General features: G+C 58.0%; 26 protein-coding genes. 13 read left to right on the plus strand and 13 right to left on the minus strand.

Translation table 11 applies throughout. The features are described from left to right. Positions 1-34: 34 nt before the first annotated feature. On the minus strand, positions 35-1042 hold the full coding sequence (locus NT26_RS20940; protein WP_052642594.1) for a permease: 1008 nt from the start codon (positions 1040-1042) through the stop codon (positions 35-37). Between the two features lie 403 nt (positions 1043-1445). After that, entirely contained in the window at positions 1446-2138 is a 693-nt protein-coding gene (phoB, locus tag NT26_RS20945; protein WP_052642596.1) for a phosphate regulon transcriptional regulator PhoB, read from the minus strand. A gap of 303 nt (positions 2139-2441) precedes the next feature. Between phoB and NT26_RS20950 the strand changes: the two genes are divergently transcribed. The 6 genes from NT26_RS20950 to NT26_RS20975 all read left to right on the plus strand — a co-directional run bounded on the left by NT26_RS20950 (position 2442) and on the right by NT26_RS20975 (position 7176). Beyond that, positions 2442-3392: a PstS family phosphate ABC transporter substrate-binding protein gene (locus NT26_RS20950; protein WP_425287750.1), complete on the plus strand. Its 951-nt coding sequence runs from the start codon at positions 2442-2444 to the stop codon at positions 3390-3392. 75 nt (positions 3393-3467) lie between these two features. Further along, positions 3468-3827 carry an ArsR/SmtB family transcription factor gene (locus NT26_RS20955; RefSeq protein WP_052642598.1) on the plus strand — a complete coding sequence of 120 codons (360 nt, stop codon included), beginning with the start codon at positions 3468-3470 and terminating at the stop codon, positions 3825-3827. 62 nt (positions 3828-3889) lie between these two features. Continuing rightward, complete coding sequence (locus NT26_RS20960) at positions 3890-4417, plus strand: arsenate reductase ArsC (RefSeq protein ID WP_052642600.1); 528 nt, start codon at positions 3890-3892, stop codon at positions 4415-4417. Between the two features lie 105 nt (positions 4418-4522). Then, positions 4523-4957 (plus strand): arsenate reductase (glutaredoxin), encoded by a 435-nt coding sequence (gene arsC / locus NT26_RS20965; protein WP_052642602.1) that lies wholly within the window; start codon positions 4523-4525, stop codon positions 4955-4957. An 85-nt stretch (positions 4958-5042) separates the two neighbouring features. Continuing rightward, entirely contained in the window at positions 5043-6113 is a 1071-nt protein-coding gene (arsB, locus tag NT26_RS20970; protein WP_052642603.1) for an ACR3 family arsenite efflux transporter, read from the plus strand. 19 nt (positions 6114-6132) lie between these two features. Next, on the plus strand, positions 6133-7176 hold the full coding sequence (locus NT26_RS20975) for an ArsO family NAD(P)H-dependent flavin-containing monooxygenase (RefSeq protein ID WP_052642605.1): 1044 nt from the start codon (positions 6133-6135) through the stop codon (positions 7174-7176). On the opposite strand, the gene arsK is transcribed toward NT26_RS20975, so the two are convergent. The 7 genes from arsK to NT26_RS21010 all read right to left on the minus strand — a co-directional run bounded on the left by arsK (position 7126) and on the right by NT26_RS21010 (position 12405). Next, positions 7126-8346 (minus strand): arsenite efflux MFS transporter ArsK, encoded by a 1221-nt coding sequence (gene arsK / locus NT26_RS20980; protein WP_052642607.1) that lies wholly within the window; start codon positions 8344-8346, stop codon positions 7126-7128. The two genes, NT26_RS20975 and arsK, sit on opposite strands and share 51 nt — an antisense overlap. Then, positions 8343-9050, minus strand: a complete 708-nt coding sequence (arsH, locus tag NT26_RS20985; RefSeq protein ID WP_052642609.1) for an arsenical resistance protein ArsH — start codon at positions 9048-9050, stop codon at positions 8343-8345. The genes arsK and arsH overlap by 4 nt, the downstream gene beginning before the upstream one ends. A gap of 48 nt (positions 9051-9098) precedes the next feature. Beyond that, positions 9099-9431, minus strand: coding sequence for an ArsR/SmtB family transcription factor (locus NT26_RS20990; RefSeq protein WP_052642611.1), 333 nt, complete (start codon positions 9429-9431; stop codon positions 9099-9101). Positions 9432-9899: 468 nt separating this feature from the next. Next, on the minus strand, positions 9900-10454 hold the full coding sequence (locus NT26_RS20995) for a recombinase family protein (protein WP_052642613.1): 555 nt from the start codon (positions 10452-10454) through the stop codon (positions 9900-9902). 157 nt (positions 10455-10611) lie between these two features. Then, entirely contained in the window at positions 10612-11760 is a 1149-nt protein-coding gene (locus NT26_RS21000; protein ID WP_052642614.1) for a site-specific integrase, read from the minus strand. Next, positions 11750-12166, minus strand: a complete 417-nt coding sequence (locus NT26_RS21005) for a type II toxin-antitoxin system VapC family toxin (RefSeq protein ID WP_052642616.1) — start codon at positions 12164-12166, stop codon at positions 11750-11752. Before NT26_RS21005 ends, NT26_RS21000 begins: the two co-directional genes overlap by 11 nt. After that, the gene (locus tag NT26_RS21010; RefSeq protein WP_052642618.1) at positions 12166-12405 is read right to left on the minus strand and encodes a type II toxin-antitoxin system Phd/YefM family antitoxin; all 240 of its coding nucleotides are present in this window, start codon (positions 12403-12405) and stop codon (positions 12166-12168) included. Before NT26_RS21010 ends, NT26_RS21005 begins: the two co-directional genes overlap by 1 nt. 185 nt (positions 12406-12590) lie before the next feature. On the opposite strand from NT26_RS21010, the gene NT26_RS21015 reads away from it, so the two are divergent. Continuing rightward, positions 12591-13757 carry an RHE_PE00001 family protein gene (locus tag NT26_RS21015; protein ID WP_052642620.1) on the plus strand — a complete coding sequence of 389 codons (1167 nt, stop codon included), beginning with the start codon at positions 12591-12593 and terminating at the stop codon, positions 13755-13757. Between the two features lie 60 nt (positions 13758-13817). Here the strand turns inward: NT26_RS21015 and NT26_RS21020 are convergent, their stop codons facing one another. The 4 genes from NT26_RS21020 to NT26_RS21035 are packed head-to-tail and all read right to left on the minus strand — an operon-like array spanning position 13818 to position 17537. After that, positions 13818-14438 (minus strand): PIN domain-containing protein, encoded by a 621-nt coding sequence (locus NT26_RS21020; protein WP_052642622.1) that lies wholly within the window; start codon positions 14436-14438, stop codon positions 13818-13820. Further along, on the minus strand, positions 14413-15603 hold the full coding sequence (locus NT26_RS21025) for an XRE family transcriptional regulator (protein ID WP_052642623.1): 1191 nt from the start codon (positions 15601-15603) through the stop codon (positions 14413-14415). The genes NT26_RS21020 and NT26_RS21025 overlap by 26 nt, the downstream gene beginning before the upstream one ends. Further along, a complete protein-coding gene (locus NT26_RS21030) occupies positions 15587-16981 on the minus strand; it encodes a 7-cyano-7-deazaguanine synthase (RefSeq protein WP_244467743.1) in 1395 nt (464 codons plus the stop codon). The genes NT26_RS21025 and NT26_RS21030 overlap by 17 nt, the downstream gene beginning before the upstream one ends. After that, on the minus strand, positions 16962-17537 hold the full coding sequence (locus tag NT26_RS21035; RefSeq protein WP_244467744.1) for a hypothetical protein: 576 nt from the start codon (positions 17535-17537) through the stop codon (positions 16962-16964). Before NT26_RS21035 ends, NT26_RS21030 begins: the two co-directional genes overlap by 20 nt. Positions 17538-17977: 440 nt before the next feature. On the opposite strand from NT26_RS21035, the gene NT26_RS21040 reads away from it, so the two are divergent. The 6 genes from NT26_RS21040 to NT26_RS21060 all read left to right on the plus strand — a co-directional run bounded on the left by NT26_RS21040 (position 17978) and on the right by NT26_RS21060 (position 24819). After that, positions 17978-19405, plus strand: a complete 1428-nt coding sequence (locus NT26_RS21040; protein WP_280136237.1) for an ATP-dependent nuclease — start codon at positions 17978-17980, stop codon at positions 19403-19405. Positions 19406-19816: 411 nt separating this feature from the next. Then, positions 19817-20071, plus strand: a complete 255-nt coding sequence (locus NT26_RS22535) for a type II toxin-antitoxin system Phd/YefM family antitoxin (protein ID WP_082077837.1) — start codon at positions 19817-19819, stop codon at positions 20069-20071. Continuing rightward, positions 20068-20490 carry a type II toxin-antitoxin system VapC family toxin gene (locus NT26_RS21045; protein ID WP_052642627.1) on the plus strand — a complete coding sequence of 141 codons (423 nt, stop codon included), beginning with the start codon at positions 20068-20070 and terminating at the stop codon, positions 20488-20490. Before NT26_RS22535 ends, NT26_RS21045 begins: the two co-directional genes overlap by 4 nt. A 313-nt stretch (positions 20491-20803) precedes the next feature. Further along, the gene (locus NT26_RS21050; protein ID WP_052642629.1) at positions 20804-21319 is read left to right on the plus strand and encodes a sigma-70 family RNA polymerase sigma factor; all 516 of its coding nucleotides are present in this window, start codon (positions 20804-20806) and stop codon (positions 21317-21319) included. A 134-nt stretch (positions 21320-21453) separates the two neighbouring features. Then, positions 21454-22380 (plus strand): FecR family protein, encoded by a 927-nt coding sequence (locus NT26_RS21055; protein ID WP_065814612.1) that lies wholly within the window; start codon positions 21454-21456, stop codon positions 22378-22380. A gap of 330 nt (positions 22381-22710) precedes the next feature. After that, positions 22711-24819 (plus strand): TonB-dependent receptor, encoded by a 2109-nt coding sequence (locus NT26_RS21060; RefSeq protein ID WP_425287751.1) that lies wholly within the window; start codon positions 22711-22713, stop codon positions 24817-24819. Positions 24820-24872: the final 53 nt, after the last annotated feature.

Raw genomic sequence — 24872 nt, forward strand, 5'->3', positions numbered from 1 at the left:
CTCCTTGCGTTGATGACCGAGGGCGGAAAGGCCCTCAAACGAACAGGTAAGCGATGCTATTGAACAGAAAGCCGATCAGCAGGATGCCGACGGTGACGATTGCGGTGAACAAGATCAGCAGCGGCATCTTGATCACCCGCTTGAGCATGATCAGCGATGGCAGCGACAGCGCCGTGACCGCCATCATAAAGGCGAGCGCGGTGCCGAGGCCGACGCCCTTGCCGACCAGGGCTTCGGCGATCGGCAGGGTTCCGAAGATGTCGGCATACATGGGTATGCCGATCACTGTAGCGGCGGGAACCGACCACCATTTGTCCTGCCCGAGCACGCTGGTGATGACATCCTCCGGCAGCCAGTTGTGGATCACCGCGCCGATGCCGACGCCGATCAGGATGTAGGGCCAGACCCGCTTGACGATGTCGAGAACCTGGTCGCGCGAAAAGATCGCCCGGTCCCGTCGCGACATAGTCTGGGCTTCGAGTTCGATGCTCGGCATCTGATAGACGAAGCTTTCGACCTGATTGGCCATGCCAGCACGGCCGATGAGGGTGCCACCGACGACGGCGAGCACCAGCCCGACCACGACATAGGCCAACGCGATCGACCAGTTGAAGATGCTGGCGAGCATGATCACCGACGCGAGATCGACCAGCGGCGACGAGATGAGAAACGAGAAGGTTACGCCCAGAGGCAGGCCGGCGGCGGTGAAGCCAATGAACAGCGGAATGGACGAGCAGGAACAGAATGGCGTGATGGTGCCCAGCAGCGCGCCAAGGATATTCGCGCCGAAGCCATTGTAGCGGCCGAGAATTCGACGGGTCCGTTCCGGCGGGAAGTGGCTCTGAACCCAGGAGATCAAAAAGATCAGCACCGACAGAAGAATGAAAATCTTGACCACATCGTAGATAAAGAAATGCACGCTGGCCCCGACGCGGCTATTGAGATCGAGGCCCGCCAGATCGTGCAAGAGGTAAGAGACCAAATCGGACAGCCATTGCATCCGAAGAAGTTGGTCGTTCAGCCAACCGAAGGTGTTCGACATAGTGTACCCCTGTGAAACCGCATCAACCTTTCCGCATACTTCCGTATTCGGGGGCATTCGGGTTTAAGTGGGCCAGTGATGACACGCTCTCCCTTCGTGTCCTTGATCAGTGTCAAGTGACATGGAGATCGGTCGGCTAGGATGTTGCTCCCGGGCCTCGTCCTTTCGACCACGGAAGTGCTTGAGAGGTTAGCATTCTCGCGCCAAACGGTGAAATAGAACCGAGATTGCATATGACGTGATAGGAATGCTCTAGCTGCAATAAGACTGGTATCCTGACCGCTACGTCGGTCTGCGGAACTTGAATCCGCTCTCTCCGATCCCTTAATCTGAGAAATAAATTATCACATCATCGACCCAACATTGGGAAAGACGTATTACAAGGACGGTGGCGAAAGAAATCTTACGTCATACCCGTATCCATGGAGTAGCCAGCACCTCTAACGGTCCGGATCAGATCGGGTTTGTTGGAGAAGTTGAGGGCTTTTCTAAGCCGACCAACATGGACGTCGACCGTTCGTTCATCAACATAGAGATCGTGTCCCCACACGCCGTCAAGGAGTTGTGCTCGGGAAAAGACGCGCCCGGGTGATCTCATCAGAAAGTCGAGGAGACGGAACTCAGTCGGCCCGAGTTTGGCTTCCCGACGCTCACGATGAACGCGGTGGCCCTCCCGGTCGAGCTCTATGTCTGCATAGCGCAAGACAGACGACAACAGCGCCGGGCTGGAACGCCTCAGCAGCGCTCGCACCCTCGCCATAAGTTCAGGGGTAGAGAACGGCTTTACAAGATAATCATCGGCACCTGTCGCCAATCCGCGCACTCGCTCGGTTTCTTCCCCCCGCGCTGTCAACATAATGACAGGGAGGCGCTCAGTGTTCGGTCGGGCGCGCAGGCGACGGCAGAGTTCTATCCCGGATACACCCGGAAGCATCCAGTCCAGGATCAGCAGATCAGGCACGCTCTCCTGCAAGACGATGTCAGCCTCTTCGCCGTGGCCGATAGTGTCTACCAGATATCCTTCTGCCTCGAGATTGTAGCGGAGGAGAACGCTCAGCGCTTCTTCATCTTCGACGATCATGACCTTTGGGGACATCGACTTGGCTCCTCAATTACGCGGCTGCCGAGCGATTTATTACAGTTGCGCTTCAGTTTTGTGACAATCACTAAATATCCAGAAATCTGGAATTGTGATTGCATTGCTGCCGCCTTTCGGGTATCCTGCTGATCTCGCCTGTCAGCGAGCGCCGTGCTGACCGCCCACGTCGAGACAACATTCAAAACAATAATTGCGTACAAATGACGATAATCCAAGTAATAAATTACCAAAGCAAATATCAATTTATCCGGATACGCCATTCTATACTTGGTTGACATAAAACTGTCATCGAACAATACTATGACCACCCTGCGTTCGCGGATGTCGCGTTCAGCTTTTCTGAATTCAGAGAGGGTCGTCATGACACACAAAACGAAAAACTTTCGCGCGGCGCGCGCCGCCTTCGCTTCTTCCGCAGCTGGCATCCTGGCACTTGGTGTTCTCGTCGCGCCTTCCTTCGCGCAGCAGGCACCGACCGTGCTGATCGATGGCTCGAGCACCGTATTCCCGATTTCCGAAGCCATGGCTGAAGAGTTTCAGAAAGCCCAGGCAGGCAAGACCCTGGTGACGGTTGGTTCTTCCGGCACGGGTGGCGGCTTCAAGAAATTCTGCCGCGGCGAAACCGACATCACCGGTGCTTCGCGCCCGATCAAGTCTGACGAAATCGAGCTCTGCAAGCAGAACAAAATCGAATTCATCGAACTGCCTGTCGCAATCGATGCTCTCGCCACGATCGTGAACCCGGCGAACAACTGGGCGGCCTGCATGACGGTCGCGGAGCTGAAGAAGATCTGGGAGCCTGAAGCACAGGGCAAGGTTACGAACTGGAACCAGATTCGTGGTGAATTCCCGGACGCCAAGCTTGGCCTTTTCGGCGCTGGCACAGATTCTGGAACCTATGACTACTACACCTTCGCCATCAACGGCAAAGAGCATGCCAGCCGCGGCGACTATACCGCGACCGAAGACGACAACATCACGATCCAGGGAGTCGGTGGCGACAAGAATGCAATCGGCTTTCTCGGTCTTGCCTACCTGACTGAAAACGCCGGCAAGGTAAAGGCTGTTGAGATCAAGCAGGCCGATGGTTCATGCGTGGCGCCGTCCATCAAGACAGCCACCGACGGCACCTACCAGCCACTCACCCGTCCGCTCTTCTACTACGCTTCCAAGAAGTCGGCCGAAGAAAAAGAACATGTGCGCGAATTCGCAAAGTTCCTTTTTGAAGATCTGAGGCGCGCCCACTCCTGATGGTGTGGTTGCGGATTGCACGGCTCGATCAAACAAACGTGTTGACTTCGTCCACAATTCCAGTAATCTGGATATATGGAACAGGAACAAGCTATTCTCGCTCTTGCAGCGCTCGCTCAACCAACCCGTCTCGAAACGTTTCGGTTGCTTGTCAAGCATGCGCCGGAAGGGCTGCCGGCCGGCGATATAGCGCGCACGCTCGTGGTGCCGCAAAATACCATGTCGGCGCATTTGAACATTCTGTCGCGGGCAGGGCTTGTATCCTCGCAGCGGCATAGCAGGATCATCATGTATCGTGCGGAGCTTGAACAGCTGCGTGACATGACGCTGTTTCTCCTGAAGGACTGCTGCGGTGGTTCGGCGGAACTGTGTGCGCCACTCATCGCCGAACTGACACCCTGCTGTGTCCCAACCGTTGAGGAAAGTCCGGCATGAATGCGCGCTCGACAACCCTCATGACGCTTATCCGACTGCCAACCTAACTCCGGATCACTGACATGACCGAAAAGACCTATAACGTGCTCTTCCTGTGCACGGGTAATTCCGCACGCTCCATTCTTGCCGAAGCGATCCTCAACAAGGAAGGCGGCGGCCGTTTCACGGCCTATTCGGCCGGAAGCCACCCCAAGGGTGACGTCAACCCGCAAGCGCTCAAAGAACTCGCGGCGCTCGGCTACGCTACAACAGGCTTCTCGTCCAAGAGCTGGGACGTGTTCGCCGAGCCGGGGGCGCCGCAGATGGATTTCATCTTCACCGTTTGTGACAGTGCCGCGGGTGAAGCCTGCCCGGTGTGGATCGGCCACCCCATGACAGCGCACTGGGGCGTCGAGGATCCCGCATCCGTCAACGGATCCGAAGTCGAAATTCAGCGGGCATTCGCGCAGGCGGCGCGGTTCTTGAAGAACCGTATTACGGCATTCCTGAGCCTGCCACTTGAATCGATCGATCGGTTGGCGCTGCAAACACGGCTCCGGCAGATTGGCGCGATGGAAGGAACCACCGGTGTTCGTGAAGCGAGCCACTAGAGCCAGATGACGGATAACGGCCGACGTGAAGAAACGCGCGCCGTTAACGCGTCGGCCCTCGACCTCCATACTTTTTCTCCAGTCAAACAAAAGGCCCGACGTCGCATGACCAACCCCGTCGATATCGTCATCTACCACAACCCGGACTGCGGGACCTCGCGCAACACGCTTGCGATGATCCGCAACGCCGGCATCGAACCCCATGTGGTCGAGTATCTGAAAACCCCGCCTTCGCGCGCGCTGCTTAAGGAGTTGATCGAGCGGATGGGAATTTCCGCGCGCGACCTTCTTCGCGAAAAGGGAACGCCGTTTTCCGACCTCGGTCTGGGCGACACATCCTTGTCCGATGAGCAACTGGTCGATGCCATGATGGACCACCCCATCCTGATCAACCGCCCGATCGTCGTCACACCTGTCGGCGTCAAGCTGTGCCGCCCATCGGAAGCGGTGTTGGATATTCTGCCGGCCGGCCAGCAGGCTGCGTTTACCAAAGAGGATGGCGAGGTCGTCGTCGACCAGACCGGTCGTCGCGTCGTCTGACGCAAGTCAATAGAAGCCGAACGCGTATGACCGCAGCCTTCATGGCAAGGCTGCGGACGATATCTATCTGCCAAGGAGAACGCCAATGCGTCCCGAAGAACCAACACTGCGCCTGTCGTTCCTCGACCGCTATCTGACCGTCTGGATTTTTGCCGCCATGGCCTTGGGCGTGCTGCTCGGTACTGTCTTTACCGGCCTGCCTGCAGCGCTCGACAGCCTGTCCGTCGGCACCACCAATATTCCGATCGCCATCGGCCTCATCCTGATGATGTATCCGCCTCTGGCGAAAGTGCGCTTTGAGGAACTCCCACAGGTGTTTGCCGACAAGCGGGTTCTGGCGATTTCTCTCCTGCAGAACTGGATAATTGGTCCGGTGCTGATGTTCGCGCTGGCGGTGATCTTCCTGCGGGATTATCCGGAATACATGACCGGTCTTATCCTGATCGGTCTTGCCCGCTGCATTGCCATGGTTCTCGTCTGGAACCAGCTTGCCCGGGGCGACAACCAGTATGTCGCTGGCCTGGTTGCCTTCAATTCGATCTTCCAGATCCTGTTTTTCAGCGTCTATGCCTGGTTCTTCCTGTCCTTCCTGCCTCCGCTGTTTGGCCTTGAAGGCAGCGTTATCGACGTATCGTTCTGGACGATTGCGGAAGCGGTTTTGATCTATCTCGGTATTCCGTTCCTCGCCGGATATTTGTCGCGCCGCCTGCTGACCGCGAGCAAGGGCAGGGACTGGTACGAGAACGTGTTTCTGCCGAAGATCGGTCCGATGACGCTGGCCGCCCTTCTGTTCACGATCGTCGCCATGTTCAGCCTGAAGGGCGGGGATGTGGTGCGCCTGCCGGGTGATGTCGTGATGATCGCCATTCCGCTGACGATCTACTTCCTCATCATGTTTCTTGTCAGCTTCTGGATGGCGAGGTCAGTGGGTACGGATTATCCGCGCACGACAGCGGTTGCCTTTACGGCTGCCGGCAACAATTTCGAGCTGGCCATCGCGGTTGCCATTGCCGCCTTCGGTCTGGCATCCCCGGTCGCGTTTGCAGCCGTCATCGGCCCGCTCGTCGAGGTTCCTGTGTTGATCCTTTTGGTGCAGATGGCACTGTGGATGGGCCGCAGGTATTTTGCCAAATCGGCAGGAAGCCCGGCAGCCTAGCGATCCCAAAGGAACACTGGTGTCTCTCGAAACCTACGATGTCGTTGTGATCGGCGCCGGGCAAGCTGGCCTGGCGTCCGCCTACTATCTGCGCCGGGCGGGTGTCAGCTTCGTGCTGCTCGATGCCGGGGAGGGGCCGGGGGGCGCGTGGCGGCATGCGTGGAATTCGCTGCATCTGTTTTCACCGGCATCCTTCAGTTCGCTGCCGGGATGGATGATGCCGGCGAAGACCGAGGCGGCCTACCCGTCAAGAGATGAGGTGATCGACTATCTGACGCGCTACGAAGAGCGGTATCAGTTCCCGATTGAGAGACCGGTTGTGGTCCAGTCCGTCAGAAACGTCGATGACGGGCTTGAGGTAATCGGTGAAGAAAAAACATGGCGCGCCCGTAGCGTTTTGAGCACGACAGGCACGTGGGGCCATCCGTTCGTACCTTACTATCCGGGCCGTGAGATATTTGAAGGTCGCCAGCTTCACTCGGCCCACTATGTGGATGCGGATGCCTTTACCGGCCAGCGGGTCGCCATTGTTGGTGGGGGGAATTCCGGCGCACAGATATTGGCGGAAGTATCAAAGGTCGCCGAAACCATCTGGGTCACGCCTCAAGCGCCGGTTTTCCTTCCCGATGATGTCGACGGACATGTGCTATTTCAGCGCGCCACCGCACGGGTGCTTGGCGGGGAGAGTGGCCCAGAAATTGGCAGTCTTGGCGATATTGTCATGGTTCCCCCGGTCAGGGACGCACGGGATCGCGGCGTGTTGGGTTCCGTGCGGCCATTCTCACGCTTTGATCGGGATGGCGTCGTCTGGCAGGACGGGACGACAAGCGATCTCGACGCCGTCATCTGGTGCACCGGGTTTCGCCCAGCGCTTCATCATCTCCAAGATCTCGGCGTCCTCACGGAGGACGGCAGGGTTGATGTGGATGACGGGCGTTCGATCAAACAGCCACGCCTTTGGCTTGCCGGGTATGGAAACTGGACCGGGGCTGCCTCCGCGACGCTACTGGGTTCAGGCCGGACGGCCCGCGAGATGATCCCGAGACTTGTGGCGGCGCTCTAATCGCGCAATCGCGAGGAAGGCCGCAATTGCACAGGCGCCAAGCGCCGTTGTGATGGTGAGCGACCACAGCGTGCCGATATGAGCCATGGCAAACGCCAGCGCAAAGGGCGCGGTGGCCGACAGGATCAACCGTGCGGCCATGACCTTGCCTTGCAGCCTGCCGTAGCCATCGCTGCCAAATAGCATCAGCGGCAAAGTGCCGGTGACGATGCTGAAAAGACCGCTGCCCAAACCGAAGACAACGGCAAAAGCCATGGCTCCTGCCACCGACGGAGCGGTGAGGGTCAGGATCAGTACGCCCCCGGGGATCAATGTGGCGGCAATCGTTGCCAAAGCGAGCGGCGGAAGACTGCCGCCGAGCACCATGTTGGCGAACCGGCTCAGCACCTGCGACGGACCAAATAGCGTGCCGACAATGGCGGCGGTGGCCCCAAGGCCAAGACCCGACAACAGCGGCACCATATGCACCAGGATCGCCGCACTGACGAGAGATTGCAGCGAGAACCCGACCACCATCAGCTTGAACCCGAACTGCCGGACGTCTGGGCTGAGACTTCCCTCGACGATCTGCGCCGTGCCGTTCTGTTTCTGCGCTCTGCCCTCGGCAAGGCCGTAGGACAGCCAGGCGTGAAGAGGCAGGCAGACGAACAAATTGAGCGCGGCGAACACCAGGTAGACATTCTGCCATGAGAGATGGGCGTGCAATGCCGTGGTGATGGGCCAGAAGATCGTTGAGGCGAAGCCGGCGATCAGGGTCAGATAGGTGATGCTGCGCTGGGCGGTGCGGGGGCTTGCCTGCACCAGCAGCGCGAAGGCGGCGCCATATTGCACGAGATTTGCAGCAATCTCGATCACGATAAGGGCGGCGACGAAGCCGCTCTTGCCCGGAGCATAGGCACAGGCGATCAGCGCCGCCGCGGCAATCGCGGAGCCGGCGGTCATCACCCGTCCTGCGCCAAAATGATCTATGGCCCGGCCGAGCCATGGCGCAGTCAAGCCGCCCAGAAGAAGCGCCGCGGAAAGTGCGGCGAAAATCCACTCGGTCGACCAGTTCAGGTCTCGCGCCATATCGGGTGCAAGGATGCTGAAGCTGTAATAGAGGGATCCATAGCCGATGATCTGGGTGACGCCCAGCGCAAGGATAGTACCGATCGGCGGGCGCTCGCTCATATCGACTTCAGATCCACGCGCTGTTCGAGCTTTGCAGCCTCTTCCTTGCGCTCGCTATAGCGGTCTGTCAGGTAATCGGAGGCATCGCGGGTCAGCAGTGTGAACTTGACCAGTTCCTCGCAGACATCGACGACGCGATCATAATAGGCCGAGGGCTTCATGCGGCCATCCGTGTCGAACTCCTGCCAAGCTTTGGCGACCGACGACTGGTTCGGAATGGTGATCATCCGCATCCAACGGCCGAGAATGCGCAACTGATTGACCGCGTTGAAGGATTGCGATCCGCCGGAGACCTGCATGACGGCCAGCGTCTTGCCCTGCGTCGGTCGCACGGAACCGGTGGTGAGGGGGATCCAGTCGATCTGCGCCTTCAGGATGCCCGTCATCGCACCGTGCCGCTCGGGGCTGACCCAGACATGGCCTTCCGACCAGAGGGAAAGCGCGCGCAATTCCTGAACCTTTGGGTCGGTATCCGGTGCGCCATCTGGAAGGGGCAGACCCTCGGGATTGAAGATCTTCACCTCGCATCCGAGGTGCTCGAGAAGCCGCGCGGCTTCTTCTGCCAAAAGGCGACTGAACGAAATCTTACGAAGCGATCCGTAAAGGATCAGGATCCTCGGCTTGTGCTGCGAATAAGCGGGACTAAGCGCATCAAGGTCGGGCTGGGGAATGAGATCAAGCGAGGCTGCTGGCAGATCGGCCATCGGGGTACTCCGTCGTGTGGGATTGAAACGTTCGAAATTCACGGGCGGCTAAGAACCTGACCCGGCAAGGTCTGGGGCCGGGCAACCGGCGTCAGATTGTTCCGAACAACAGTTCTCCATCAAAAAACGAGCGAGGCCGTTGAGGCTCTCGAAATTCACGCTGTAGATAATGGAGCGTGCCTCTCGCTGAGCACTGATAAGGCCAGCATGTTCTAGTTCTTTAAGATGAAAGGAAATATTGGAGGGCGACACATTTACGGCTTCGGCAATCGTACCCGCTGCCAATCCGCCCGGGCCGGCGATAACCAATTTACGAATGACCTGGAGCCGGGTCTGCTGTGAGAGCGCGCCGAACGCATCCAAGACTTGCCTTTCGTTCATCAGGTCGATCCTCGTTCAATGTATGGCGAGAGACAAAGCACCTACGCCTGCTCGAACACGTCAAGCCGCAATTTAGTTTGATGATTCAATGAATATTGAAATATTGGATGTTTTCTGTCTCGTCAAGGGCATCCCGTCATCGTCGTCTTGATCGTTGTTGTCGCCATCTATGTCATCATCAAAACACGTTGGCGCATCCAGGCACCAAAGTTGGAGGCATTCAATGTTCCTCAGAAGGGACTATACGCTGGCTTGTGATAGCCCAGACGTGTCCTGTTTGCACCGAGCATAGGCAAAAAAGGAGGCGCGTCTGAGGAGCAAGGGCTCTGTTCGCGAGGCTGCTTTCGAGCAGCCTGCAGCATCATAACAGTCTGTTCCATAATTCTGCTTTTGTAAGATGTTATATCATAACACATAAAAGACGCGGTGCAGCCGCGACGCCTTGCTGGGGCGATGTCGCCGTCTCGACTAAGAGGACGCGACTTCTCTAAGCGCACGATACACGCTCGCCCGCCCTATGCTCAGCCTCTTTGCAATATCTGTCGGCCCGATTCCTTCGGATCTAAGACGGCAGATCTCGGCAACATCGACGTGGGGCTTCCTTCCTTTATAGACCCCTCTGCTCTTGGCCGCGGCGATGCCTTCCATCTGTCGCTCTCTGCGAAGGTTCGTCTCGAACTCAGCAAACACGCCGAGCATATCGAGGAAAGCTTTGCCGGCCGCCGAGCTGGTGTCGATCGGCTGTTCCGTGGCCTTCAGCGTCACCCCTTTTTGCTTGAGCAGCCGTACGATGTCCTGCAGATCCCCAACTGACCGCGCCAGCCGATCGACCCGCGTCACGACCAGGCTGTCGCCGTCGCGCATGAATTCCAGAAGCGTGTTAAGCTCCTTCCGATCCTGCTTGGTCGAACCGGATTTCTTTTCCGCCCGGATGACCGTGCATCCGGCCGTCTTCAGAGCCGCCTCTTGTATCGCCAGATCCTGGTCGATGGTGCTGACCCGAGCATACCCGTAAATTGCCATGAAACGTCTCATTAGGTTCTAGACGTTCATTGGGTAGCGTCTCATAATGGCAAAAGCAACCCAATTGATACACAGTTTAGTGTCTCAGGGAGAATGTCTCACCAGGTATACCCAACGAAGATGTCCGATGCGTGTCCCTTAGGGAGCCATTACCGACCTAGAGAAGCCTGGCCGCTCTGCCACTCCGTCTCGTTGCGCTGTTGTAGTATTCGGATGCCTGTTGGACGGATCGATGCCGGGATTGTTCCATAGCTTCGGGGAGGGGAATGCCGCGATTGGCCGCTTCGGTTAGGTAGCCGGAGCGCAGGCCATGCGCTGAATACTCAGCAGGATCGAGGCCAGCCATGTCTGCACGCTGTTTGACGATGTCGTTGATTGCTTTCGGGTCCAGCGAACGCTTGGAGACATTGCCCCAGCGATCGATCGCCCGGAACACACTGCCGCTTTCAATCCTGGCAAGCGCGAGCCATGTATTCAGCGCTTCGACAGGCCGGCCCGTGAGATAGACGATTTCCTGATTGTCAGCGCCACTGGTCTTGGTGCGACCGAGATGGATGGACAAGGAGGGCAGGGGAAGCGACCCTTCGACATGGATGGGTGCTTCCATGAACAATTGCTCCTTGCGCAGTCCGGCCACTTCGCTGCGGCGCCTCCCACCGGAGGCGAAAGCGAGCATCAGGATGGCCTTGTCTCTAACATCACGCAGGCTGTTGGTCCGGCACGTGCCAATCAACTTGGACAGGACATCGCCTGTCACCGCTTTGGCGCTCTTGCGCCGTTTAGGGCGTGGTGTTGCCCGTACTGCCAGTCTGATCGCCGACTTGAGGGCAGGCGAGGCGAAGGCCCCATCCAGTCCGCGCCATTTCGTGAGCGTCGACCAGGTAGCGAGCCGACGGCGCACCGTGTCAGGCGCATGCGGCCCGGTCGACCTCAGGAACCCTTGGATGCGTAACCTGTCCTCTACGTCCGTCGGCATCCCGTGCTGCGGGTTGATCACGCGCCGTTCCGGATCCCAAAGATGATGAGCGACGAATTTGAGCAGCAAGGCTTCCGGCGCCGGCCAGGGCAGGGAGGATCCGTTGGCCGCCAGCGCCCAGGCCTGCAGATAGGCCAGATCGGAGGCAAGCGCGCGGAGCGTGTTCTCGCCCATCCCCTGGTTTACGAGGTGGCGGAGCGTTTCCACATCGTGGTCGCTGAGCAGTTCGGCGAACTCGTCGCGTCGCTCTATCGGCAGCACGGCGGCAATGGTGTCCAGGGTTTCTGCCCGGAGATCAACCGCACTCCTCCCCGGGCGATCAGTCGCCATGGGCGAAGGGTCCAAGCACAGTCATGCCTTCCTTGCGCGCGGCAGCGGCAAGCTTGCGATCAAGCGTTGCCAGCGGGACGTTTCGATTGAGGGCAAGCGCCAGATAGGCGGCGTCATAGGCGCTGAGTGCGTGATTGGCAGCCAGCAGCAGGACAAAACTGTCGCCGCCAATGCCGGCATCGTCGAGCGGCAGGCGACGAACCCGTTCCATGTTGACCAGCGCGCCGCCGGCAGAGACGCGACCGCGGCGTTCGGCCATGGTTAGAATGTTGCGGATTTCGAAGAAGAACAGCGACGGCACCGGGCAGGGGGCGTTGATCGACGCAATGACGATTTCGGCGGCGTCTGAATATTCCTCCGGCAACAGCCAGGCAGCCGCCATCGAGGCGTCAATAACAAACGCCATCAGCGACGGCCCTCGTCACGCCAGGAGAGGATTTCCTCATGGGTGGAGGCGGCAGCTTTCTGACGGGCGGCGCGTACCTCTGCCAGCAGCAACTGCATATCGGTTTCCTTGGCGATACGCGCCAGGCGAATGATGGGGTCGTTGCCGCGCGCGATAACAATATCTTCGCCAGCTTCCGCGCGAACAAGCAGATCCGATAGATGGGTTTTGGCTTCAGAGATTTTTACCGTCGTGGTCATCGCGCGCCTTTCGGAGTGAGTTCCCGTAAAATAGGCGCATCCGCGGGGTTGGTCAACCGGTTGGTCTGTTCACTTCCGATAAGCATTACTTATCGCATGCGAGCCGCGTGGGGCTTCTTTATGTCATGTGTAGAACTCTTGTCGCACAGTAGCTTTCGTTTAAGACATCGTTTACCATAAAAACAATGCCTTACGACCTCGCCAAATTGCCCATCTCAACCCTGCTGAAACCCGTCGCCGACGCCAGCAGCGCCCTTGCCCGTCTCGACGAACGCATCGCCCGCTCCCCCGTCGGCCCAGGCTTCCTAGAACGGCAAAACTTCACCGACGCCTGCGCCTCCCTCTGGATCGACGGCGAACTCGTCCATCTCGAAGACCTCGTCCTCCACGACGCTCTCCGAGACATCCGTACCCCAACCCACGAACTCACGATCGCCCGCGACGTTTTACGAACCCGCCGGCGCATCGCCGACCACCCACCCGCCTGGGCTTTGTCGGAAGAAGGCCTGCGCGGCCTGCGCCGGCCGTGGGCCGGGGCATCTTTGGGAGAGGGAGGCACCGGCGTGGCCGACCAGCCCACCGCGGGTGAAGTGGTTGACGGGGGAGGGGAGGGGCTGGAGGACAGGGAGGAAAACGGCGAGGCCGGCGAAGATGTGCTGGATGCCGAGCTCGCCGCCATTGACGCGCTGCTCGCCCGCTCCGAAGCCGCCATCGAACAGGCCAGGAAGCCAGGTCCCGCCAAAAGCGCTCCCGGCTCGGGCGCCGGCCGGGAACGCGACCCTCTCGTCTACGATCTCGACTGGGATGAGGATGCGCGGCTGGAGGAATGGCGCGCCGTGCTGCGCCAGGCGCAGGATTTTCCGGCGGTGCTGCAGGCAATCGTCGCGCTCGACGCCTGGAACGAGATCGGCGTGCTGCAGCATGCCGCCTGGATGGGCCGGCTCCTGGCCGCCTCCATCCTGCGCCAGGGTGGTGTGACCACGCAAAATCATCTAGTCGCCATCAACCTCGGCCTGAAAACGATTCCCGTCGATCGCCGTCGCCATCGCAACCGGGAAACCCGGCTGCTGGCCATCGCCCAGGGGTTTTTGGCGGCCGCCGAGATCGGACTCAAGGAGCATGACCGGCTGGCGCTGGCGCGAACCCTTTTTGAGCGCAAGCTGGCGGGACGCCGCGCCTCGTCAAAACTACCCGAGCTAGTGGAACTCGTCATGGCGAAGCCATTGGTGTCGGCCGGGATGGTGGCAAAGACGCTCGAGGTGACGCCGCAAGGGGCGCGGCGGATTGTATTGGAGCTGGGGCTGAGGGAGATGACCGGGAGGGGGAGGTTTCGGGCGTGGGGAGTAATGTAGCCAGCCTGTCTGCGATTGCGCGCGGCGCTGTGCTAAAGGAGCAAGCGGGTCCACACGCTGTTACCGCTGATCGCGGCGTGCGAAAAGCTGCTTGTAACCCGGCAGACAGGTGCAGTATTCGGCATTTTCGATGCCTATGATACTGACAACATGGGACGTGCTTTCTGGAGGAATGCGCATTCGACCGTCGCGCAGTGCCCGGAATAGGGCCTCCCTGTGACCCTCAGCTCCCAGGCTATCAGCAGTAACCGGATGAAGAACGAGATCGAGCGACCATGCCGGTTCGACACCCATGATCGCATTGGCACGAGTACGGCCGCGTTTCTCGTCTATTACCGGGAAGAGGCCTCTCGCGCTTGCGAGCGCGATCGTCGCCGCTTCTCCGTCATCGAGCGAAGGCGAAACTGAAGTGAGTTCGAAGAACATCTCAAATTCCTGATCCGTGAGATCAAGCAATGAGACGTGTCCAGCCGCAGAAAGTGCACCCAGGAACGCCTCCTCGCCGTTGCGACGGCTCGTCTCGTTTTCAAGCTCGCCAGCTACGACGTTCGCGACGATGATCGGATTGGGAATCGAAGTGAGGATATCTACACCGCACCGGGTGGCATGCAGGTTGATCAGCACGCTGGTATCGAGAACCAAGGGGACGTTATTGTCACTCAGGGAATTTGAGTAGGTCATCCGTCTCTTTTTCCTCAAGCTCGATTTCGTCGACGATCTCGCGCAGCTGCAGCCTAGTGATTTTCAGGAGTTCGGCGAGTTGCCCCTCAGACATCAGCTCGCGCTTCCAAGCCGCATGTGCCATCAAACTCATTCGTTGTGAGACCAACCGATCTGCATCGGCCTTACCGGCGTCGCGCCGGTCTGCGGCGCTTCCGAGCACTTCTCGTGCGTGCTCATCCGTGATACCTCCGTTATCTTCGAACCAGGACCACGTTCCCTTCTTCACAAGTCCCAGCTCTTCCAAACGCAGAACACAGGCTTGGCGAGAAATCCCGTATTGGTCAGCAAGGAGGATGACGAGGCGGCGCGTCGTCTTCCCAGTGATCTCCTTCAGTTCTCGAAAGCTCTCGCCAAAACTCTCCGCCGGCGTGACGAAAGCGCGGCCGAAGGCATTTGCGTAGCGCTCGTCCCGCGACAGAAATTTCTCATCCTCTTCTAGGACCTCAGGAATTTGCCGCGTCCCATAGAAATGCCCCGTTTCGTGTGCCAGGGTCTGAACCCGACGAGGCAGCGGATGGTTTGCGTTCAGAAGAATGCAAGCGCCCACGTTTTCATCGTAAGTGAACAAACCCGCTACCCGAGACCGTGAAGAAAGGCGCCGCTGGTAAAGGCGAATGCCAAGCCCCTGCTCCACGATGGAAAAGATATCTGCGATCGGGCCCGATCCTAGGCCGAGCCAGTCTCGAAGCTCTTTCGCATGGGATTCCCCTAAAGCGACTGCGTCACCCTCGTTGACGCCCCGTTCCGGAGGATAGTTTCGGCGGCGCTGTATACCGAGAATGTTTTCAAGCTCCACGTCTGCTTTAATGAGCTCGTTGAGCAGCCGTATTGCCTCTAGCGTATGTTCGTCTTCCGTCTTCCGCAGCTTGCGGAACCGCGGCATCAGGTCCGTATGGACGGCCTCGCGTCGCAGCAGTGCATTTACCGACACGCCGTAGTGGCGAGCCAAGGTCTGGATCTCTTGGATGCGAACGCGCCTTACGCCCTTCTCGATAGAGACCAGCGTCGGTCGAGAGACGCCGATGAACTGCGCAGCGTCATCTTGGCGAATATCGGCGTTCTCACGGGCAATCCGGAGCCGGCGACCGATTTCTTGCGCGCTCAGCTCATTTAGAACGGTCATAGCGGCCTCCGCCCATCCAGCTGTTCAAGAAGCTTTTTTCACCTTGCGCGGACAAGAAAGTCCGCCATTCTTGGGCATGCGTCATCAACATTATTCTCAGGTTTCGAAGAGTTTGCTCATAGGCCTCACCAGTCGCGGCGGCAATCTGTGAAGCGAATGGCCGTAACGCTGCATCTGCCAATGCGGACATCGTGGCGAGGTGGTCGAGATGGCGGGCCCCCACGCTTCCGTATTCAACCATGATGTCGCGATCAGCGTCGTCGGTGATGCTCGCGAGCGCCGAATCAACTTCCGAAGCGGATAGATCCGAGACGACATAGGTGTCACTCGGCTCTACGATTTCTGCGGCGTGAAGACTCATTCGGCGCAAAAGGCAGGCAGCGCAGAGACCGCATTGCCGCCGGTGCTCGGCATTGACGATCCTGCGCGTCTGCCAGCACGAACGGGTATTGATCAAATGCTGGTGTTTCCTGCCTGGCAAACCTAGGAACGCCTTCATCGTCTCACCTTTGGTCGACCATAGGCGTGGCTGTTCGAATTTTATGCTGCAGTCGAGCAAGGCCCGAGTGAACCGCTCCATCTTTCTGAAGAATGCCGGAAAATTCCGGTAATCAGTGTAGATATTGTAGAGCGGCACGAGAACCGGTCCGAGAGCACCTTGTCCGCTCTCGGGCACGATGATCCTGCTTATATTGGAAAGATGCGAAGCAATTGTCGCCATTGCCGCGAACTGGAAACCACGAGATCGGAAGCTACTCTCCTTGCCCTTGAAGCCTTTCACTCGGAAAGGAATCTGAGTGAAGTGGCTGTCGCCATCCATCCGGCGCTGCTTAGTGCTGGCAACACGGATACATAGTGCCTCGGAGGCCGGGCCGCTCAGCGCAGATACTGCACGCGAATCCAATCCGTTGCTGTAGGCGATCGCGAAAGTCTTCGGCTGCTCAAACATAAGCGGGACCTGCCGCCAACCGACTGGGGACGCGTTCGCGGCTTTGACAAAAGTGAAACGCCAGCTGTCGCCGGTCAGAAAGTTCATGGCGCTTCGGAGTGACGACTGCACCTCAGGCCTCGACCAACATGCGTGGTCGATGACAGGGATCGTAACATGCAGATTGCGCAGCCATGATGCCGGTCGCCTCCACCGGCGGTCGGCGAACTCGATCGCGGCTGCCAAGACCATCAGGTCATAGTGTTTGGCGGCAAACCCTTTTACGTCAAAAGTATCAAGAATATCTGGAACGAACTGTATATGTTTGCCTATCTCGGCAACGACAGCTTTATCCAACTCCGGATGTCGAGCTGCCCGGCCTTTCTCAACAGCGAAAAGGTGTTTTTCATGATGGACTTCAGAGTGCGATTCAGTCTTCATCCGGTCCATCGTTCACATCCGTGCGCGCGGTCCGACGGAACGCGTTCTTGTTGCCATTTTCGAGAGCAGCACACACGCCGCCAACATCGATACTCGCGAAGGTTTCTCGATTGCGTTGAACGCCTTTTGCAAAATCCGCTGGGCTCATATCGCCAACATCTCTGGCGCGAAGACATTCCTCGTGAATGCGATTCTCAGCGTTCTCCAGAAGCTCACTCACAGCGCTTCCAAGGGCCGCATCGAGTGACTTTCTCTCCGACATCCCTTCGCGGAGATTGCTGAGTAGATTTCGTTCGAGCGCGTCGCTGAGAGACGAGCGCTCGTAGTTGTCGAAGATGGATTCCGTCGCGGCTACTGAATCCAGATCCATCTGGTCACGAGATGCACGAGAATCCAGCTCACGATAGAGCCGATCGAATGCCTTCATATCGATGGCACTAAGAACGCTGTGACAGGCCTGCTTAGCACGCTCGTCCAGCGAGGCCGCGTCATTGACGAGGTCCCGTCCATACTGCTTCCACTTATTGCTCAACGCAGAATTTCGGAAAGGTCCGTCGGTCATCATCGCCTCCAATGTTGGCAATATTCACTGCAAAGCTGACAAAGTCAATTTACAAGAAGAAAAATCTGACAATCGGGGATTCAATCCATGAGCCAGCAAAGATGGCGGCGAACATTAAGGCCGATAAGCCGAGCCGCCGGGCCTTCCGAGTTCCTTTAAATCGAAAGCGGAGCACGTTATCAGAGGATTGAATAGAATCGCCAGCAATAGATTTGACGGACATGGTTACGTACTCATCGCTGCGTCGCGGACAGCTTGGCGGGGACAGCTGGCACCGACTCGAGGGCTTTCGTTTCGAACTTTGGTCGATAAACGCCTTTGAAGGGGTAGGCAGAGGATCCCTTACTCTGAGGCTGTGCGAGATTGATCACACGCTTGTCTTGACCATCCCTTTGATACAACCATGAATCGCGGTGTTTGGTCGCGCGACAGCCGGGGGGATGATGCGAGTAGCTCGAATAGTGATCCAGAATTTTCGCACATTCGCGTCACTCGACGTGAATGTCGCGGATGATCTGTGCTGTATCATCGGAGAAAACAATACTGGCAAGACCGCGATCCTTCGCGCAATCCAAATTTGTCTAGATAACATGCTGCCGTCGAGTTTCCGGGCGCTGATGCGCGAGGACATCCACTCCGCCATCGATATCGCCCAGCCCAGCCAGGTTCTGATAGGAATTGAACTGGCTGGGTTCGAGGGACGTGTGAATGAAGAGGCGCTAGTTAGTACCTGGAAGACGGCTGCGGACCGCGCGCGTATATTCTACCGCTTCCGTCCGCGGCCAGCTGTCCGGGAGCAGCTTGTAAGTGGCGATATCTTACCCGGGGCGCTGACCCTCGAAGATTATCAGTGGGAAATCCGCGGTGGCGGTGATCCTGCCATCGACCTCACGGAGATTGCCTGGGATGACGACGGGATCGGCGAGTCGGTGCGCTTTGCAGATCTGCAGTCTTACCTTCTTGTTCATCTGCCTGCGCTCCGCGATGTCGAGAGCGACCTGCGTAATCCCCGCCAGTCGCCACTCATCCGTCTGATCGAGGCGTTCGAGATTGATGCGGCCGAGCAGGATGCCCTAATCGCCATACTCGACGAGGCCAATCAGGCGATCGCGAACTCGGCGACTATTGCCGAAATAGCGGGGGCAATTGACGCACGGTTCAAGGATGTCTCTGGCCCCGCGTTCGAGATGGACGCCACTCTCGGCCTCTCCGCAGCGACCTTCCGCGCGATCATACGCAACCTCAAAATTATTCTATCGGACCTTTCACTCACCTCGTTCGAACCTGGCCGCAACGGTCTTGGGATGAATAACATTCTCTATATCGCGATCCTGATGGAATACCTGCAGCGGCGGATCGCGCTCAACCGCTCGGCCGGCCAATTGATACTGATCGAGGAGCCAGAAGCGCATCTTCATCCTCAATTGCAGTTCTCATTGATCGCGGCACTACGCGCGATCAACGTGCAGACCATCCTGACCAGTCACAGCACCCAGGTAACCTCTCAGGTTCCACTGAGCAGTATTGTATCTCTCACCAAGCGCGAGGACGCGACCATCGCTGCCGGCAATCTCGCGCTCAATGCCGCGCTGACCGCGCCAGAAATTGCCGATCTCGAACGCTACCTCGACGCAACCAAGAGCGCCTTACTCTATGCGCGCAAGGTCATGCTGGTCGAAGGTCCAGCCGAGATGTTCCTGATCCCGGCGATGATCGAGCAAGTGTACGGCGTGAGGCTTGAGCGGCTCGGCATCTCAGTTATCGCGATTCATGGCGTCCACTTTGACGTCTATGCCAAACTGTTCCGCGCCGGATCGCTCGAGAAGAAATGCGCCATCGTGGCCGATGCTGATATCAGACCCAGAAGGTAGGGCCGTATGTTCTCTACGATCCAATCCGGCGCGACGGGAGCAAGCCGGACGTCGCAGTAAGTCGAAATCTTCTTCTGAAAATGGCGTCTGGAAAGCTCTTCGTTGGGCATGTCTCATTCCGCATCTTTTCTCGGGCCTCAGGCCGAGGGCGTGCGGAATTAGGAGCGGGCGCTTAAAAATGCGTAAAGCGGGTCAAGTCGAGCCTGTAACACAGGCAGTCGGCACGATCTGTCATCCCTGGTATTGCTTTGCTCCGCACCTTCGGCGGTGTTCCGGCTGAGCAAAGCTGAAGAGCCTTTCCGCGGTTCCGGTCAAGGCGTAGAAGCCTGGACAGCTACGTCGTACCAGGAGGGCATTGCGCAGGCAGGATGAAGGCGCTATATGTAGGTACGTTCCTACATGGAGGTGTATATGGCCACTATCAGCTTGACCAGCCGCGAATTGAATCATGATGTTGGCAGAGCAAAAAAAGCTGCTGAAGCGGGGCCTGTCGTTATCACTGATCGAGGCAGACCTTCGCACGTGTTGATGACGTACGGTGAGTTTGAGCGTCTGACAGGTAAGCGTCGCAGTCTTGTCGATGCCCTTTCCATGCCCGGATTGTCCAACATCGAATTCGATCCGTCTCGATCAGTCATCGCAACTCGCGAAGTCGATCTGTCTTGAGATATCTGCTCGACACAAACGTTGTCTCCGAGCTCCGTAAGGTTGGGGACGGTAAAGCTGATCAGAACGTGACGGCTTGGATAAGCGCGCAGGATTCCCGCGATCTGTATATTTCTGCCATAACGGTTCTAGAACTTGAGCGCGGGATACTCAGCATCCAGCGGCGTGACATTGAGCAGGGCGCTCGCTTACGAGCCTGGATGGATAGCCGAGTACGCCCGGAGTTCGCTCAGCGCATCATTGCTATCGATGAAGCGATTGCGACGCGATGTGCCCACTTGCATATTCCGGATCGCCGCAACGAAGCTGATGCACTCATCGCTGCCACGGCGGTCGTGCACGGGCTTGTGGTCGTTACACGCAACACTCAAGATTTCCAGGGCACCGGCGTTATCCTCGTGGACCCATGGCGTGCCTGACTAAAGGCTCGCAGGGCGCCTCGAAAGGTCGACGGTTCAGGTCCTATCAAGAGCGAGACACTGGCAAGGTATTTGCTCGAGCCAGCTGTGGTTCAAGTCCAGTGACAGCTTCGCACCGCCACCTATATCATTGACGCTATTATTGTGCCTTCCCGAAAGCGGACATCGTCCATCCGCGTCATCAAGCGGTGGCGGCTTTGAAAGATAATCGCTAAAGTAGACTATTGCCATCATCTTTATGATGAACCATAAGTCCTTGTCGGCTGCTGGCTCACCGTGACCAACGGCGACACAGACGGAACATGCAAACGCCATGAGCGTACAAGTACAGCAGCAGGACGGCTGGTATCTGGTTCACCGGTCAGCGCTCATAGACTACGCCTCCAGCATTCTTCGTTCGCGGGAGGCTGCAGAAGATATCGTCCAGGAGGCGTACCTACGCCTGGCTCCTGAAAGGGCTGCGACCCTAGGAACTGCACATCGGGTGAGCTATCTCTACAGGATTGTTCGCAACTTGGCGCTAGACGCTCTGAAACGACGAGGGATCGAGCGACGCGGACATTGTGACGATCCTCCCTTCTGGATACTCCCGCAACCGGTCGAGACTCCAGAGCAGACGATAATTCTCAGAGATCAGGCGGAGGTCGCAGCCGCCGCACTTGCTCGCCTCCCGGAAGACGTCAGGATTGCAGTTCAGATGTACCGCCATGGCGGTCACACACTTCAAGAGGTCGCGTCACATCTGGGTGTGTCAGTGGCAACCGCACACAGGTATGTTCGCGATGCCATGGTGAAGATCGCAGTCGCGCTTGACGAAGAAGTTCGGTAATCCTCTCTCGAGTTGAAAAAATCTAAAGCCTCAATCGTTCCTACGCAGGAATGATCGGAAACGTGTGGTCAGCAAAGTGCAGGTTTGAATTGACGAGACACGGCACAATCGGGGGTGAATTACTTGAAGAGGCCATGGACTGGCTTATCCGCTTGCGCGAAGCGCCTGACGCATACCTCGATCGGCAAGCATTCGAAAACTGGATCAACACCTCCTCGGCTCACCGCAAGGCCTGGGAACAAGCCTGTCGAACCTGGCAGCTTCTCGGCGAGACGTCGCCGGAGGATGTTCGCTCGGGTGCCCTTCCCAGCCGATCTGCGGGCGAGGCCCAGTCGGCTTACAGGAAGACGGCGGGGCGTATCGGGTTAGCAGTCGCAGCCTGTCTCCTGTTGACGTTGGCCAGCCCCTACATAACGCGACATTTAAAAGCCGATCTTCTGACGCAAGCGGCAGAGCGTCTTACGGTGTCGCTAGAAGATGGTACTCGCGTCGAGCTGGCGCCGGCTACTGCGGTCGACACCGATTTCTCACGAACATCGCGCAGCGTTACCCTTCTTCGGGGGGAAGCCTTCTTCACCGTCGAGCCAGATGCCAGCCGCCCGTTCATAGTCAATGCCTCGGGAGTCGAGATCAAGGTTGTGGGCACCGCGTTCAATGTGCACGTTGAACGCGAGGCCACCTCAGTTGACCTGGTTCACGGTCGTGTAGAGCTGACTGCTAAACAGTCCGACCGCTCATTTGAGCTGACGCCAGGGGATTCGTTCCTTGTGCGGCAGTCGGACGGGGAAACAACCCAAACCCGCCAATCTCCCGACGACATGGCGGGATGGCGAAACAATCGTCTCTTCGTCGAGAACGCGACGATCGCCTCCGTAGTCGAGGAGCTGCGGCGGTATCACAAGGCCTGGATCACTATTCCTAGCTCCGATCTTGCCAGCCGTCGGGTGACAGGGCTGTATGACCTTTCTCAGCCAGACCGTGCACTTGAGGCGCTTGTGACCCCGCATGGCGGGACGGTCCACCATGTCTCGCCTTACCTGCGTGTGCTCAGCTTCCTCTAGCCAAAGCCACAAACTTTCTCCTTCTGAGGTGAAAAAACCTGCAGCGGAAGTCGTCTTAACGCTGAGCGCCGGCCAATGGGGGGCTGGACAGTATGCGTTAAGGAGACGGGGTTCATGAATTTTCCAAACAGTGTGCCATTGAAGCGAGTAAGCTCTGGGGTCGGGGGATCAGCCCTTGTGATGATCTTGCAAACCAGTGTTGCCTTTGTCGTGCTTGCCGCAAGTCCAATACTGGAACGACCAGCCCTCGCGCAGACAGCGACCACCGATTTTGACATTCCCGCGCAACCTCTCAGCGCTGCCATCAACTCTTTCGGCAGGCAGTCGGGCCTGCAGGTCACGCTCGCTGCATCATCGTCCCAAGGCGTCACCTCAGCCCCGGTCAGGGGGAGCATGAGCGCTGAGCAGGCTTTGGCTAGAATGCTCTCCGGAACAGGTCTTCGATACCGCATCGCGGGTGGTACCGCGGTTATAAGCGATGCCTCCAGTGACCAGGCGACGCTAGCGAACGGCGCAACTGCTTTGGAGACTATCGTCGTTCAATCCTCCAGGGCGGGTCAGGGTGATGTCGGGGAAACAGTCATCGGCACAGAGGAACTAGACCAGATCAATCCACGCGATTTGGGAGATGTGTTCAGACAGGAGCCTGGGATCCAGGTCGGAAGCTCGCTGCCTATGTCGCAGAAGGTTTACGTCCACGGCGTGGAGGAGACTAATCTTGCGGTGACGATCGACGGCTCTCGGCAAAACAACAAGGTCTTTCATCACAATGCCACCAACCTCATCGACCCCTCCCTCTTGAAGGCGGTGGATGTTGATGCGGGTATCGCACCTGCCGACGCCGGACCCGGCGCGCTGGCGGGTTCGATCCACTACGAAACTCTCGACGCACTCGACCTGTTAGAGCCGGGCCAGTCGTTTGGCGGGTTCGTCACCTCGACCTACAACTTCAATAGCGATGCTGTAACGACCGGCTTGTCGGCTTATGGGGCTCATGAGGGTTTTGATTTCCTCGGATACTTCTCATTCGGAAAGGGTGATGACTTCGTGGCCGGAACCGGCAGCGAGGTACCTGGAACGGGTACCGACCTGATCAGCGGTCTCGGAAAGATTGCCTATGAGGCGGAAAGCGGCGACAGGTTTGAGATCAGCTATGACCGCGCCGTCGATGACGCCATCAGACCTTTCCGCTCGAATATCGGTTTCATTTCCGGGCGGCCGCCTTGGGAACCGCGTGTGCGCGATATCCGCATCGACCGGCAGAACACCGTCTTCACCTATACGGATACGACGCCGGAAGGATGGTGGGATCCAACCTTCAAACTCGCCTATAGCAGCACGGAAGTGGATACACTCGGCTTCATTTGCCCGTCCGGTTGCCCGTCCGGCGTCCCTTCCAGCTATCCGACCATCGGCGAGACTTCGAGCTTCAATGGAAAGTTCGAGAATAACTTCGCCTTCGATCTCGGCAACATCGTGGCTGGCGTCGACTTCTACCGCGACAAGGCAGAGTTGGTGGCTTCCAGTGCGGCGCTTGGGTTTTCGGACGATGGCAGGGAGCGAGCGAGCAATATCGGCTTTTATGCTCAGGCGAGGCTTGAGCCGTGGGATCGTACAAGGCTTTCCTTCGGCGGACGTGCGGACCATCAGTGGTTCACTGGCGTGAACGGGGACGAATTCGACAACGGTGGCTTGAGCGCGAACGCTTCGGCGGAGTACGACCTGACCGACGTCTTGACGGCGAAGGCCGGAGTTTCGCATGTCTGGGCCGGCATTCCGCTCGCGGAAAACTTCATCATAAATCCAGGCTGGACCTATGGTGCCGATGGTCCAGAGCCCGTTACCGCCAACAACGTTCTCGTTGGGCTGGAGGCCAACTATGAAGGGTTCACCGCAGATGCGAGCCTCTTCAGGACGAGCATCCAGGATGCCCGAATAGCTCGATACAGACCGCCCGCAAGTGGCGCTTTGGTCAATCGAGATCTGGTTTCCAAGGGCTTCGAGATCGCTCTCGGCTACGAATGGACGACCGGCTACGTGAAGGTTAAATATGCTCACATCAACGTGAATGTTGACGGTGAACCTGTAGACTCGGACACCGGCAACTATCTCGCGACGCCAGGCGGCGACTTGATCACGATTACCGCAGCCCACACCTTCCTGGACTGGAATCTCACGGTCGGCGGCGATATAGAACTCGCGCCCGAGTATGATCGCGTTGCTGCAGGTGCACCGGCATATGAAGCCTATGAAGTGGTCAATCTTTTTGCGGAATGGAAGCCAGAGACGCTGCCAAACTTCAGCTTCCGCGCCGACCTGAAGAATGTCTTTGACGAGACCTATTCGGATCGCGCGACCTATGGACAGGAATTTGGCACCGTCACGCCTCTTTACGAGCCTGGGCGATCCTTCCTGTTGACGGCAAAAGCGACGTTCTAAATCGCGGCCGCGCAGCGGCCTTATGGCCGCTGCGCCTGCCCTATGATGTGAAG

The sequence above is a fragment of the Pseudorhizobium banfieldiae genome (genome assembly GCF_000967425.1).
Taxonomy (GTDB): domain Bacteria; phylum Pseudomonadota; class Alphaproteobacteria; order Rhizobiales; family Rhizobiaceae; genus Neorhizobium; species Neorhizobium banfieldiae.